The sequence below is a fragment of the Streptomyces sp. NPDC056527 genome, from assembly GCF_042794475.1.
Lineage (GTDB): Bacteria > Actinomycetota > Actinomycetes > Streptomycetales > Streptomycetaceae > Streptomyces.
This window is the reverse complement of sequence record NZ_JBHTTQ010000149.1, coordinates 1-13,543: the sequence shown is the minus strand read 5'-3', so window position 1 is coordinate 13,543 and position 13,543 is coordinate 1. Positions and strand designations below refer to the sequence as shown.

The window sequence follows — 13,543 nt, the reverse complement described above, 5'->3', positions numbered from 1 at the left end:
CCCTTCACGGGAGCCGGGGCCTCGTCGCGCACCGGAAGGCGTTACGCAGCCAGCTTCGCCAGCGCCGCGTCGATGCGGGTCAGGGCCTTGTCCTTGCCGAGGATCTCCAGGGACTCGAAGAGCGGCAGGCCGACCGTGCGGCCGGTGACCGCGACGCGAACCGGGGCCTGGGCCTTGCCGAGCTTCAGGCCGTGCTCCTCGCCGGCGGCCAGGACCGCGTTCTTGAGGGACTCGGGGTCGTTCCAGTCCGCCGCTTCCAGCTTGGCGCGGGCGGTGGTCAGAAGGGCCGCGGGCTCGCCCTTCATGGCCTTGTCCCACGAGGGCTGGTCGAAGACCGGCTCGGGCAGGAAGAGGAAGTCCACGTTGGCCGTGATGTCCGAGAGGACGGTCACGCGGGTCTGGGCGTGCGGCGCGATGGCATCCCAGGCGGCGCGGTCGAAGTCCTCGGGCGCCCAGTCGGCATGCGGGGCCGTCAGCCAGGGCTCGCAGGCCGCGGCGAACGCCTTCACGTCCAGCATCCGGATGTGGTCGGCGTTGATCGACTCGGCCTTCTTCAGGTCGAAGCGCGCCGGGTTGGCGTTGACGTCGGCGATGTCGAACTTCTCCACCATCTGCTCGATGGTGAAGATGTCCTGGTCCGCCGAGAACGACCAGCCCAGGAGCGAGAGGTAGTTCAGCAGCCCCTCGCGCAGGAAGCCGCGCTCCCGGTAGAGGTTCAGGGACGCCTGCGGGTCGCGCTTGGACAGCTTCTTGTTGCCCTCGCCCATCACGTACGGCAGGTGACCGAAGGCGGGGATCTCCTTGGCGACGCCCAGCTCGATCAGCGCCTTGTAGAGCGCGATCTGGCGCGGGGTGGAGGAGAGCAGGTCCTCGCCGCGCAGGACGTGGGTGATCTCCATCAGCGCGTCGTCGACCGGGTTCACCAGGGTGTACAGCGGGGCGCCGTTGGCGCGCACGATGCCGTAGTCCGGGACGTTGTCCGGGGTGAAGGTGAGCTCGCCGCGGACCAGGTCGGTGAAGGTGATCGGCTCGTCGGGCATCTTGAAGCGGACGATCGACTCGCGGCCCTCGGCGCGGTAGCGCTCGATGCGCTCGTCGCTCAGGTTGCGGCAGGTGCCGTCGTAGCCCGAGGGCTTGCCGGCCAGGCGGGCCGCGTCGCGGCGGGCCTCGAGCTCCACCGCGGTGCAGAAGCAGTGGTAGGCGTAGCCGCCGGCGAGCAGCTTCTCGGCGACGTCCTTGTAGATGTCCATCCGCTGCGACTGGCGGTACGGCTCGTGGGGGCCGCCGATCTCGGGGCCCTCGTCCCAGTCGAGACCGAGCCAGCGCATCGAGTCGAGCAGCTGGTTGTACGACTCCTCGGAGTCGCGCGCCGCGTCGGTGTCCTCGATGCGGAAGACCATGGTGCCCTGGTTGTGCCGGGCGAAGGCCCAGTTGAAGAGGGCGGTGCGGACCAGGCCCACGTGGGGGTTGCCGGTCGGGGAGGGACAGAAACGTACGCGGACGTTCGCGTTAGCCACGCTTGATCACCTTGTTGGTGAGAGTGCCGATGCCTTCGATGGTGACGGCGACCTCGTCGCCGACGTTGAGGGGGCCGACCCCGGCGGGGGTGCCGGTGAGGATGACGTCGCCCGGGAGCAGCGTCATGGCCTCGGTGATGTGGACGACCAGGTCCTCGATGGAGCGGATCATGTCGCTGGTGCGACCGAGCTGGCGTTGTTCGCCGTTGACCGTGGCCTGGACGGTGAGGTCGCTCGCGGCGGCCAGGTCCAGGCCCGTCTCGACCCAGGGGCCCAGCGGGCAGCTGGTGTCGAAGCCCTTGGCCCGGGCCCACTGCTTCTCGCGCGCCTGCGCGTCGCGGGCGGTGACGTCGTTGGCGCAGGTGAAGCCGAAGATGACGTCCTTGACGCGCTCGCGCGGGACCTCGCGGCACATACGGCCGATGACCACGGCCAGTTCGGCCTCGTGGTGCAGCTCGTTGGAGAAGGAGGGGTACTCGATGGCGTCGCCGGGGCCGATCACCGAGGTGGTCGGCTTGAAGAAGGCGACGGGGACCTCCGGGACCTCGTTGCCGAGTTCGGCGGCGTGCTCCGCGTAGTTGCGGCCGATGGCCACGACCTTGTTGGGGAGCACGGGCGGCAGGAGCCGTACCTTGCCGAGCGGGACCTTGGTGCCGCTGAGCTCGAAGTCGGTGTACGGGATGCCCTTGATGATGTCGAGGACCAGGCCGCCGGACTCGACGGTTCCCTCGCCCTCGACGGCGCCGAAGGCGACATTGCCGTCGATGGAGAATCTGGCGATGCGCACGAGTGCTGTCGCCCCTCACTTGGTACTTGCTGGAGTCTGACGCTCCAGGCTAACGCGGTGAGGGGCGGCTCCCGCCGTATTACTGTGCGGGCTGTGCTGCCTCGGGGGCGGTCATGAGGACCGTGCGGCGGGGGTTGGCCGTCTGCGTCGGGAGTTCGGCAACGTGCTCCAGCTGCGCGCCCCGGCCGAGCTGCTCGGCGTCCTCGAGGTGGGCGAGCGTGGTGCGGCGGGGGTTGGCCGTGGAGCGGAGCAGCATCGTCGTCTTCATGTTTTCGCGCGCCTCTACAGAACGGGGAGTCTTGTAAAGCGTCAGGCTAAACGTGCAATTCCCTTCGAATGCATGGGGGAGACAACGATCTAGGTGTGAGTTTGCTCACCACGGCCGGGACGATCCGGGCATTACGGTCCACTCTCGGGGGTCAAGGAACCGGACATTTCCCTACTGAATGCTTCATTCCGCTCCTGATCATGGCGACTGGGACACTCGGACTCCATGAGCCTTTGGGAGTAATAAGTCCGATTCCTCCATGATCATCTTCTACGTGGGGTGACATGATGTTCACGGGTTGTTATGCCGTAGGACGTCCGAGACGCGGCCCTTGTTGGAGATCCGGCACTGTGCTGGAATTCCACGCACCGCCGCGGGTTTCAAGCCGGCGCGCAGGGGGCGCAACGCAGCGCCGGGTGAGCGGCGGGGAAGGGGGAACTGCGCCGGTCATCGACGACCACCAAGGGGCGCATTCCGCGTCCCGAGACGCCGACACCGTCCTCTCCGTTCACGCGGAAGGGCGCCTGGTCCAGAGGTTGCGACGCTAGTGCAGGGACGATTCAAGAGGGATGGCAGCAACGCTGCCGCGGAGCAGGAGCCTCGCGCCGGAACCGACCGCGGTTCCTCGGCCCAGCACGCCCCGAACCCGGGCAAGGGTCCGGCAGGCGAGGGCGGTGAGGCCTCCGGGCGCTCCGGCGCCACGACCTCTGCCACCGAGCCCGCCACCACCGCGCAGAAGCCCAAGGCCGAGAACGAGGTCGGGCCGCGAATAGCCCTGCGCAACTGGCGCATCTCGACGCGTCTGGTCGCCCTGCTGACCCTCCCCGTGGTCGCGGCCACCAGCCTCGGCGGCATCCGAATCAGCGAGTCGCTCCAGGACATGGAGCAGCTCGACCACCTTCAGCTGCTCACCAAGCTGACGCAGGAGGCGACCGACCTCGCCCAGGCCCTGCAGTCCGAGCGTGACAGCTCCGCCGGTCCGCTGGCCAACGGGAAGTCGGCCGGCGACTACCAGGTCGCCACCAAGCGCAAGGCCACGGACCGTGCCCAGAAGGCGTTCATGGACGCCACCGGTGACATCCCCGCCACCGAGGGCGACGAGGCGCTCCAGAGCATCCGTCAGAACGTCAGCCAGATCGCGTCCCAGGTCGTCCAGATCGGCGGCATCCGCCAGGAGGCGTACAAGCAGGGCGTCTCCCACTCGGTGACGGTCGAGGCGTACAGCCGACTGATCCGCTCGCTGCTCAGCCTCTCCCAGGACATGGCGCAGGCGACCAGCAACCCCGAGATGATCAAGCGGACCCGGGCGCTCGCGGCGTTCTCGTCCGCCAAGGAGTACGCCTCCGTCCAGCAGGCGATCATCGCCTCCGCGCTGCCCCCGGACAACAGCAGGCCCGGCAAGCTGGAGCAGGGCGACCGCCTCTACGGCTACGCCGCCCAGCAGGGTGAGAAGGTCGAGCTCAAGTCCTTCGAGACCATCTACGAGTCGGCCGGTGGCGACGCCGCCGAGCTGACCGCCTCGCTCACCACCGGCAACCCCTCCATCGAGGCCGCCGACAAGTACGCGGACCGGGTGCTGAGCACCGACAGCGGACTGGCCGGCCGCACCCTGCGCGGTCACCTGAACTTCACCGACGAGTACGGCACCAAGATCGTGGCGATGAGCCGCATCGAGGCCAACCTGCTCGGCCAGATGGACACCAAGGCCCGTGAGCTGCGCGCCGAGTCGCAGCGCGACGCCATCATCAACGGTGCGCTGATCCTCCTCGTCCTCGGTGTCTCGCTCGTCGGCGCCTTCGTCGTGGCGCGGTCCATGATCCGCTCGCTCCGCCGGCTCCAGGACACCGCGACCAAGGTCGCCCAGGACCGTCTGCCCGAGCTCGTCAAGCAGCTCTCCGAGGCCGACCCGCAGGACGTCGACACCTCCGTCGAGTCCGTCGGTGTGCACTCCCGGGACGAGATCGGCCAGGTGGCCGCGGCCTTCGACGACGTGCACCGCGAGGCGGTCCGCCTCGCCGCCGAGCAGGCCCTGCTGCGGGGCAACGTCAACGCGATGTTCACCAACCTCTCGCGCCGCTCCCAGGGTCTTATCCAGCGTCAGCTCTCGCTCATCTCCGAGCTGGAGTCCCGCGAGGCCGACCCGGACCAGCTCTCGTCGCTCTTCAAGCTCGACCACCTCGCGACGCGTATGCGCCGTAACGGTGAGAACCTCCTCGTCCTCGCCGGTGAGGAGCCCGGCCGTCGCTGGACCCGTCCGGTCCCGCTGGTCGACGTGCTCCGTGCCGCCGCCTCCGAGGTGGAGCAGTACGAGCGCATCGAACTGGCCGCCGTCCCGGCGACCGAGGTCGCCGGCCGCGTCGTCAACGACCTCGTGCACCTCCTCGCCGAGCTGCTGGAGAACGCCACCTCGTTCTCCTCGCCGCAGACCAAGGTCCGCGTCACCGGTCACGCGCTGCCCGACGGCCGCGTGCTCGTCGAGATCCACGACACCGGCATCGGCCTCTCCCCCGAGGACCTCGCCGCGATCAACGAGCGGCTCGCCTCGCCGCCCACCGTGGACGTCTCCGTCTCCCGCCGTATGGGTCTGTTCGTGGTCGGCCGCCTGTCCCTGCGACACGGCATCCGGATCCAGCTGCGCCCGTCGGACTCCGGCGGCACCACCGCGCTCGTCATGCTCCCCGTCGACGTCGCCCACGGCGGCAAGAAGCCCGCGCCCAAGCAGGGCCCCGGCGGCCAGGGCGCGATGCCGCAGGCTCCCGCCGGTTCCGGTGGCCGCCTGACCGGCGGTCCGGGTGCGGCCGGTGGTCCCGGCGCCGGTGGCCGTCCGGGCCTCGGTGGCGCGCCGTCCGCCTCCTCGGCGTCGGCCGGCCGGCTCGGTGCCGGTGCGAGTGCCGCCCGCGGTCAGGTCGGCGCGGGCAGCGGCCCGCGTGCGGCGCTGCCCGGCCGGGACGGCGCGCAGCGCCCGAACGGTCCGCAGGGCCAGGCCCCGCAGCAGCCGCAGCCCCAGGGGCAGCAGACCTCGCAGATGCCGCAGGTGTCCCCGGAGCCGCAGCGTCCGGGCCTCGGCACCGGTGGCTTCGGCGGTGCGCAGAGCGCCATTCCGTCCCGTACGGACGTCTGGGGCGGCCAGGGCAACCAGGGCAACCAGGGCAAGGCTCCCCAGCAGCCGCAGCAGCCGCAGCAGGGCCAGGGCAACCAGGCCCCGCAGGGCGGTCGCCCGGGCCAGGGCGGCTACCCGCGCGCCGAGCTGCCCGGCGGCAACCCGCAGCAGCAGCAGCGTCCGCAGACCACCAGCTGGGGCAACGAGCCGGCTCAGCCGGTCCGCCGCCCGCAGCAGGAGATGTCTCCGCTGGACGCGCCGCGCGGTCACGAGGACCCGGAGACGACGGGCCAGTACCCCCGTCCTTCGGCGCCTCAGGGCCCCGGTTCCACGGGCCAGTTCCCGCGCCCGGACTACGGCCGCCAGCAGAACCCGCAGCAGGCTCCTCAGGGGTACCAGCCGCAGCCTTCGCAGGACCCGGCGTCCACCGCGCAGTTCCCGCGCCCGGACTTCGGACAGCCGCAGCAGGCTCCGCAGGGGTACCCGCAGCAGCAGCCTCCGGCCCCGCGCCCGCGCGGTGGTGGCGACTACGGTGCCCCCCGCCCGGCCGGGAACCTGCCCCAGCAGCCGCAGCAGCCTCAGTTGCAGCAGCCCCGCCAGCCCGAGGCCCTGCCTCCGGCGAGCGGTCCGAGCGACGCCCGTACCCCCCTGTACGACACGCTGGAGACCAACTGGTTCCACGGTCAGGGCCAGGACCAGGGTCAGCAGGACAACGGACGGGGCGCGGTCGATCAGACGATGCAGACCCCGGTCGTGCCTCAGCAGCCCGCCTCCCCCGCTCCGCGGCGCCCTGCCGCGCAGGGCGGCGGCGAGGGCGGTCAGCAGGCAGGACCCGCCTCGTGGCGGACCTCGCCCAACGACGAACTGGTGCGCCAGGCCGAGCGGGTCCGCAAGCCCGCGGCCGGCGGCGTCACCACCTCCGGGCTGCCGCGACGGGTCCCGAAGGCCAACCTCGTACCCGGAACCGCGCAGGAGCAGGCCCACACGGCCGGCCCTCAGGTCTCGCGTGCACCCGATGACGTCCGCGGCCGGCTCACCAATCTGCGCCGCGGTATCCAACAGGGCCGCCAGGCGGGCAACTCGACCACGGGTAGCTTCCACCTCGGCCCGACCCACCAGCAGGAGCGTTAGTTGAGCGCGATGAGCCAGGCGGCGCAGAATCTGAACTGGTTGATCACCAACTTCGTGGACAACACCCCTGGGGTGTCCCACACGGTGGTGGTCTCCGCCGACGGCCTGCTGCTGGCCATGTCGGAAGGATTCCCCCGCGACCGCGCCGACCAGCTGGCGGCGGTCGCATCCGGACTTACCTCGCTGACCGCGGGCGCGTCCCGGATCTTCGAGGGCGGTCCTGTGGCCCAGACGGTCGTGGAGATGGAGCGCGGCTTCCTCTTCCTGATGTCCGTCTCCGACGGTTCCTCACTGGCCGTGCTCGCACACCCGGAGTGCGACATCGGCCTCGTGGGCTACGAGATGACGCTGCTGGTCGACCGGGCCGGCAGCGTACTCACCCCGGATCTCCGTGCCGAGCTCCAGGGAAGCCTCCTGCACTAAGTCACCGACAGGGTGGCCCGCCCCTCCGAGCCGCCCTGGGATCACACACCGTCCGGCCGCCCCATCCGGCCCCCCACCGGCCCCATCAGACGGCATTCGACCCGTGCCGTCACGCCCGGAGGATTAATGACCCCGCCCCCCGCCTCTCACGATCCGTACGGCTCTTCCATAGACGAGTCGTACGGGTATGAAGGCGACCAGCCGCTGGTTCGTCCGTACGCGATGACCGGCGGCCGGACCCGGCCGCGCTACCAGCTCGCCATAGAGGCGCTGGTCAGCACCACGGCCGACCCGGCGCACCTGTCGACGCTGCTTCCCGAGCACCAGCGGATCTGCCACCTGTGCCGGGAGGTCAAGTCGGTGGCCGAGGTCTCGGCGCTGCTGTCCATGCCGCTCGGCGTCGCCCGGATCCTCGTCGCCGACCTGGCCGAGGCGGGCATGGTGGCCATCCACCAGCCGGGTAACGGAGAGGCCGGCGGCACGCCGGACGTGACACTGCTCGAAAGGGTGCTCAGTGGACTTCGCAAGCTCTAGCGGCGGCGCGGCCAGGTCGACCACCAGCGCGAAGATCGTGGTGGCGGGTGGCTTCGGCGTGGGCAAGACCACGTTCGTCGGCGCCGTCTCGGAGATCAACCCGCTGCGTACCGAGGCCGTGATGACCTCGGCCTCGGCCGGGATCGACGACCTGACGCACACCGGTGACAAGACCACCACGACGGTGGCGATGGACTTCGGCCGAATCACCCTGGACCAGGACCTGATCCTGTACCTCTTCGGTACGCCCGGTCAGGACCGCTTCTGGTTCATGTGGGACGACCTGGTCCGCGGTGCCATCGGCGCCGTCGTGCTCGTCGACACCCGCCGTCTCGCCGACTGCTTCCCGGCCGTCGACTACTTCGAGAACAGCGGCCTGCCGTTCGTCATCGCCCTGAACGGCTTCGAGGGGCACCAGCCGTACACCCCCGACGAGGTCCGCGAGGCGCTGCAGATCGGTCCGGGCACTCCGATCATCACCACCGACGCCCGCCATCGCGCGGACGCCAAGAGCGCTTTGATCACGCTTGTCGAGCATGCGCTGATGGCACGACTCAAATAGGCGATCGTCTACGGAAGTTGTCGTACGCCTCTTGGGGGGCGGCCTGTGTCGTTCGACACGGCCCGCCCCCGTGTTCATAACGTTTCGAATGAGAATTGCGGGCCCTCGGACACCCGACGCATCCGATTGGTGCCGCTGTGCTCACCTGAGCCTCGCCATTTGGCGGGGCTCGTTCTTTATGCCCGTTTTATCTTGGGCTCCGAGTGGCCAAAACCGGTGCTCAGGGCTGTTTGGAACGGACACCCTTCACGTGCTGCAATTCATGAACTCCCGAGTAGTACGGCCCTGAACGAAACACCGGCACAACGTAGGTGCCGACGCCGAGAGGTTGTTGGTCGAGTGAGGCGAAGCAAGGAAAGCTCCGCGGAGCAGCAGGCGCGAGGCAACTTCACGCCGCCGGCACGCATGGTGGCGTCGCCCGCTGAACCGCCGGTGACGCCCCAGGCCGGCAGCGGCCAGGGCAGCTCGAGCAAGCTGTCCCCGCGCAACTGGCGCGTACCGACCAGGCTGAACGCGATCCTCCTCATACCCGTGCTGGTCGGCCTCGTCATGGGCGGCTTCCAGGTGAAGGGGTCGATCGACACCTGGCAGGAGGCCCAGAACGCCGAGAAGACGGCGCTGATCGTGCGCGCCGCCTCGGAGTACAGCCAGGCGCTCCTCAACGAGCGTGACCTCACCGCCGCTCCCCTCCTCACGGCGAAGTCGCCCGAGGACCGCAAGAGCGACGAGGTGACGCAGGCGTTCGCCGCCACCGACGCGGCCAAGGTCAAGTTCGACGAGGCCGTCAAGAGCATGCCCGAGGGCGAGGGCCTGGAGCGCCGCCTGAAGCTGTTCAGGGGCGAGGAGCCCAAGCTCCAGAAGCTGCGCGAGATCTCCTACAGCGCGGCTCTGGACCCCGTGAACACCCAGCTCGGGTACACCGGTGTCCAGCACTTCCTGATGGAGTTCTCCAACGAGCTCGGCCTCGGCACCGGCAACGTCACCGCCTACGGCCGTACGCTCTACGCCGTCCAGCTCGCCAAGGGCGCCGCGTCGCTGCAGCGCTCGATCGGCATGCAGCTCCTCGTCCGGCCCAGCAAGAAGGACGCGGTCTTCGCCCAGCAGTCCGTGGCGTTCAACTCGTACAACTACCTGGAGCAGATCGCCCTCGGCGAGTACAACTCCGGTGGCACCCAGGCGGACGTGGACCGCCTGAAGCAGGTCATGGGCGAGAAGGCCAAGGACGGCGCGGAGAAGATGCAGGAGGCGGGCCTCGACCTGCCGAAGGGCGCCGACGGCTCCGTCTTCACCGGTGTGGTCAAGGAGATCGGTGCGGCCTCGGACGCCGAGGCGATCGCCGCGCTGCAGCAGAAGGACATCAACGCCCAGACCTGGATGGCCGTGGCCACCGGCAAGTTCGACGGCTACACCACGGTCGAGAAGGAGCTCGTCGACAAGGCCGTGGCCGAGGCGGCGAACATCTCCTCGGACGCCAAGACGGACGCCTTCCTCAACGGTGGCATCGTCGTCATCGCCCTTCTCGCGGCCTTCATCCTCGCCGGGATGATGGCCCGCCAGATGAGCCGCTCGATGCGCGAGCTGCGCACCGCCGCCTTCGCCATCGCCGAGCAGCGTCTGCCGATGCTCGTCGACCAGCTGTCCCGTACCGAGCCGGGCCGGGTCGACACCCGGGTCCAGCCGATCCCGATCGACTCCCAGGACGAGATCGGCGAGGTCGCCCGCGCCTTCGACCAGGTCCACCGTGAGGCCGTCCGGCTCGCCGCCGAGCAGGCCATGCTCCGGGGCAACGTCAACGCGATCTTCACCAACCTCTCGCGCCGCAACCAGTCGCTGATCGAGGGCCAGCTGACCCTCATCACCGACCTGGAGAACAACGAGGCCGACCCGGACCAGCTGGAGAACCTCTTCCGCCTGGACCACCTGGCCACCCGTATGCGCCGCAACGGCGAGAACCTCCTCGTCCTCGCCGGCGAGGAGCCGGGCCGCCGCTGGGACCAGCCGGTGCCGCTCGTCGACGTCATGCGCGCCGCCTCCTCCGAGGTGGAGCAGTACGAGCGCATCGAGCTCGCCGGTGTCCCGGACGCCGAGATCCACGGCCAGGCCGTGACCGACCTCGTGCACCTGCTCGCCGAGCTCCTGGAGAACGCCACCACGTTCTCCTCGCCGCAGACCAAGGTCCGCGTCACCGCGACCCGACTGCCCGACGGCCGCGTGATGGTCGAGATCCACGACAAGGGAATCGGCCTGACCGCCGAGGACTTCGCGGACATCAACCACAAGCTGGCCAACCCGCCGACCGTGGACGCCGCCGTCTCGCAGCGCATGGGCCTGTTCGTGGTCGGCCGGCTGGCCGACCGGCACGGCGTCCGCGTCCAGCTCCGCCCCTCAGGCGAGCAGGCCGGTACGACCTCGCTGGTCATGCTGCCGGACGCGATCACCCACGGTGGTGGTGGCGAGCAGCTCCCCGAGAACGACTTCACGGTCTCGCAGATCATCCCGCAACAGCAGCAGCACGCCTTCGAGCCGGTGCAGCCGCAGATGCGGACCGCGGCGGAGCTCGGCTTCGACGACTCCCGCTACGAGCAGCCGGCGGACGACCGCCAGCTCGACCCGGTGAACCGTTCGCTGATGCGCGAGGAGCGCCGGGCGGCCCTGGAGTCGCAGGCTCACGGCAGCGAGCGTCCGCTCTACCGCGACGAGGTGGACGGGCAGCAGCAGCCGTACGAGCAGGAGTACGCACAGGAGCAGGAGTACGTCCAGGAGTACGCTCCCGACTACGGCAACCAGGCTCCGCAGCAGGACGGATACGCCTACCAGGAGCAGGGCTACGACGGCTACGGCCAGCCCGCCGGCGGGTATGCCGAACAGGGCTATGCGGAACCGGTCTACCAGGGCCAGGACAACGGTCAGGCCCAGTACGACAACGCCTACGAGTCCCAGGCCCACCAGGGTGACTGGCAGGATCAGGGCGCGTACCAGGGTGGCTACCAGCAGGCGTACGGTGCGGATGCGGAATCTGCTCACGGCGCTCCCGAACCGGCCGCCGAGCGCGTAGGCTTCGACCGTCCGGGTCCCACGTCGAACCCCACCCCGGACGCCGGCCACGCGATGACCGACGCCGGTCTGCCGCGCCGTGGCAGCACCGCCGCGCAGGGCTCGCAGCCCGCGCAGCAGGGTCTGCCCACGCGGACGGTCCAGCAGCCGGCCGAGCAGCCGGTTCAGCAGAACCAAGCCGACGGCACCGAGGAATGGCGCTCGACGAACGACGAGCGCTGGCAGCGGGCCGAGAAGCTCCGCGACCCGAAGGCGGGCGGGGTCACCTCGTCCGGTCTTCCGAAGCGCGTCCCCAAGGCCAATCTGGTCGAGGGCACGGCGGAGCAGACCCCGCAGGGCGGCCCCCAGGTCTCCCGCGCTCCCGAGGACGTGCGGGGCAGGTTGAGCAACCTGCGCCGCGGTGTCCAGCAGGGACGCACCGCGGGAACGGACACGAACGGATCGGGCCTCGGCCCGGGCAGTACCTACAACCAGGAGCGTTAGTGTGAGCATGAGCCAGGCGGCGCAGAATCTGAACTGGTTGATCACCAACTTCGTGGACAACACCCCTGGGGTGTCCCACACGGTGGTGGTCTCCGCCGACGGACTCCTGCTGGCGATGTCCGAGGGATTCCCCCGGGACCGCGCCGACCAGCTGGCGGCCGTCGCCTCCGGACTGACCTCGCTGACCGCGGGCGCGTCCCGCATCTTCGAGGGCGGTGCGGTCAACCAGACCGTCGTGGAGATGGAGAGGGGCTTCCTCTTCATCATGTCGATCTCGGACGGCTCTTCGCTGGCCGTGCTCGCGCACCCGGAGGCCGACATCGGCCTCGTGGGCTACGAGATGGCACTGCTCGTCGATCGCGCGGGCAGCGTTCTGACTCCTGACCTCCGGGCGGAGCTTCAGGGAAGTCTTCTCAACTAACAGACAGACAGTGCGTTTCACGCCACCGCACCGTAAGGTGCGGTGGCGCGGCTCCACAGGGACATGGACCGCGAGGCAGTCGGAGGAGGAGACGTGGGTACACCCCCGGGCGGACGCCCTTACAACGGTTTTGACGGTTCGCAGCCGCACGGCGACACCACGCAGAACCGGTTCAACTTTCCCTCCGCCCCGAGCAGACAGGGCGCAGCACAGCCCTACCAGCAGCCTCAGGCCCAGCAGCCGGCTCCGGTCGGCGCGCCGAGCTCCGCGCGCAGGGGTGCGGGCGGTTCCGGCGGTTCCGGCGGGCACAACCCGCTGGTGCGTCCTTATGCGATGACCGGCGGCCGGACCCGGCCGCGTTACCAGCTCGCCATCGAGGCGCTGGTCAGTACGACGGCCGATCCGGCCCGGCTGCAGGGGCAGTTGCCCGAGCACCAGCGGATCTGCCGACTGTGCTTCGAGATCAAGTCGGTGGCCGAGATCTCGGCACTTCTCTCCATTCCCCTCGGCGTTGCCCGGATTCTCGTCGCCGACCTGGCCGAGGCCGGACTTGTCGCCATCCACCAGCCCGGCGGCGACGAGGCCGCCGGCGGTCAGCCAGACGTGACACTGCTCGAAAGGGTGCTCAGTGGACTTCGCAAGCTCTAGCGGCGGCGCGGCCCGTTCAACCACCAGCGCGAAGATCGTGGTGGCGGGTGGCTTCGGCGTGGGCAAGACCACGTTCGTCGGCGCCGTCTCGGAGATCAACCCGCTGCGTACCGAGGCCGTGATGACGTCTGCGTCCGCGGGCATCGACGACCTCACGCACACCGGCGACAAGACGACGACGACTGTCGCGATGGACTTCGGCCGTATCACCCTGGACCAGGACCTGATCCTGTACCTCTTCGGTACGCCCGGTCAGGACCGCTTCTGGTTCATGTGGGACGACCTGGTCCGCGGCGCGATCGGCGCGGTCGTTCTGGTCGACACCCGGCGGCTCGCCGACTGCTTCCCGGCCGTCGACTACTTCGAGAACAGCGGCCTGCCGTTCGTCATCGCCCTGAACGGGTTCGACGGCCACCAGCCGTACAACCCGGAGGAGGTCCGTGAGGCCCTCCAGATCGGTCCGGACACCCCGATCATCACCACCGACGCCCGCCACCGCGCGGACGCCAAGAGCGCGCTCATCACCCTGGTCGAGCACGCGCTGATGGCCCGCCTGCGGTAGGTCTCCGACGGTCTGCCCGTACGAAAGGGCCCGCCGCACCATTTCCGGTGCGG

11 protein-coding genes are annotated in these 13,543 nt (G+C 69.7%); 8 read left to right on the top strand and 3 right to left on the bottom strand.

Annotated features, from left to right (window positions below; genetic code table 11):
• Positions 1-41 precede the first annotated feature (41 nt).
• The 3 genes from gltX to ACFQ7Q_RS35480 all read right to left on the bottom strand — a co-directional run bounded on the left by gltX (position 42) and on the right by ACFQ7Q_RS35480 (position 2,572).
• On the bottom strand, positions 42-1,517 hold the full coding sequence (gene gltX / locus ACFQ7Q_RS35490) for a glutamate--tRNA ligase (RefSeq protein ID WP_383562525.1): 1,476 nt from the start codon (positions 1,515-1,517) through the stop codon (positions 42-44).
• Positions 1,510-2,304, bottom strand: a complete 795-nt coding sequence (locus tag ACFQ7Q_RS35485; protein WP_362360945.1) for a fumarylacetoacetate hydrolase family protein — start codon at positions 2,302-2,304, stop codon at positions 1,510-1,512. Before ACFQ7Q_RS35485 ends, gltX begins: the two co-directional genes overlap by 8 nt.
• Before the next feature lie 79 nt (positions 2,305-2,383).
• Positions 2,384-2,572, bottom strand: a complete 189-nt coding sequence (locus tag ACFQ7Q_RS35480; RefSeq protein ID WP_383562522.1) for a hypothetical protein — start codon at positions 2,570-2,572, stop codon at positions 2,384-2,386.
• Between the two features lie 547 nt (positions 2,573-3,119).
• Between ACFQ7Q_RS35480 and ACFQ7Q_RS35475 the strand changes: the two genes are divergently transcribed.
• The 8 genes from ACFQ7Q_RS35475 to ACFQ7Q_RS35440 all read left to right on the top strand — a co-directional run bounded on the left by ACFQ7Q_RS35475 (position 3,120) and on the right by ACFQ7Q_RS35440 (position 13,490).
• Positions 3,120-6,803, top strand: a complete 3,684-nt coding sequence (locus ACFQ7Q_RS35475; RefSeq protein WP_383562520.1) for a nitrate- and nitrite sensing domain-containing protein — start codon at positions 3,120-3,122, stop codon at positions 6,801-6,803.
• Positions 6,804-6,812: 9 nt separating this feature from the next.
• The gene (locus ACFQ7Q_RS35470; RefSeq protein WP_030325548.1) at positions 6,813-7,226 is read left to right on the top strand and encodes a roadblock/LC7 domain-containing protein; all 414 of its coding nucleotides are present in this window, start codon (positions 6,813-6,815) and stop codon (positions 7,224-7,226) included.
• A gap of 126 nt (positions 7,227-7,352) precedes the next feature.
• On the top strand, positions 7,353-7,760 hold the full coding sequence (locus ACFQ7Q_RS35465; protein ID WP_329115511.1) for a DUF742 domain-containing protein: 408 nt from the start codon (positions 7,353-7,355) through the stop codon (positions 7,758-7,760).
• A complete protein-coding gene (locus ACFQ7Q_RS35460; RefSeq protein ID WP_383562518.1) occupies positions 7,741-8,322 on the top strand; it encodes an ATP/GTP-binding protein in 582 nt (193 codons plus the stop codon). Before ACFQ7Q_RS35465 ends, ACFQ7Q_RS35460 begins: the two co-directional genes overlap by 20 nt.
• 339 nt (positions 8,323-8,661) lie before the next feature.
• Positions 8,662-11,859, top strand: coding sequence for a nitrate- and nitrite sensing domain-containing protein (locus ACFQ7Q_RS35455; protein ID WP_383562516.1), 3,198 nt, complete (start codon positions 8,662-8,664; stop codon positions 11,857-11,859).
• A gap of 7 nt (positions 11,860-11,866) precedes the next feature.
• Positions 11,867-12,280 carry a roadblock/LC7 domain-containing protein gene (locus ACFQ7Q_RS35450; RefSeq protein WP_005311461.1) on the top strand — a complete coding sequence of 138 codons (414 nt, stop codon included), beginning with the start codon at positions 11,867-11,869 and terminating at the stop codon, positions 12,278-12,280.
• A gap of 93 nt (positions 12,281-12,373) precedes the next feature.
• Entirely contained in the window at positions 12,374-12,928 is a 555-nt protein-coding gene (locus ACFQ7Q_RS35445) for a DUF742 domain-containing protein (RefSeq protein WP_383562514.1), read from the top strand.
• Positions 12,909-13,490, top strand: coding sequence for an ATP/GTP-binding protein (locus ACFQ7Q_RS35440; RefSeq protein WP_050791473.1), 582 nt, complete (start codon positions 12,909-12,911; stop codon positions 13,488-13,490). The genes ACFQ7Q_RS35445 and ACFQ7Q_RS35440 overlap by 20 nt, the downstream gene beginning before the upstream one ends.
• The last annotated feature ends 53 nt before the right edge of the window (positions 13,491-13,543 follow it).

Excerpts from the sequence above, each read along its gene's own strand:
- ACFQ7Q_RS35465 (WP_329115511.1), top strand. The coding sequence starts at position 7,353 with ATGACCCCGCCCCCCGCCTCTCACGATCCGTACGGCTCTTCCATAGAC.
- ACFQ7Q_RS35450 (WP_005311461.1), top strand. The coding sequence starts at position 11,867 with ATGAGCCAGGCGGCGCAGAATCTGAACTGGTTGATCACCAACTTCGTG.
- ACFQ7Q_RS35470 (WP_030325548.1), top strand. The coding sequence starts at position 6,813 with ATGAGCCAGGCGGCGCAGAATCTGAACTGGTTGATCACCAACTTCGTG.
- ACFQ7Q_RS35480 (WP_383562522.1), bottom strand. The coding sequence starts at position 2,572 with ATGAAGACGACGATGCTGCTCCGCTCCACGGCCAACCCCCGCCGCACC.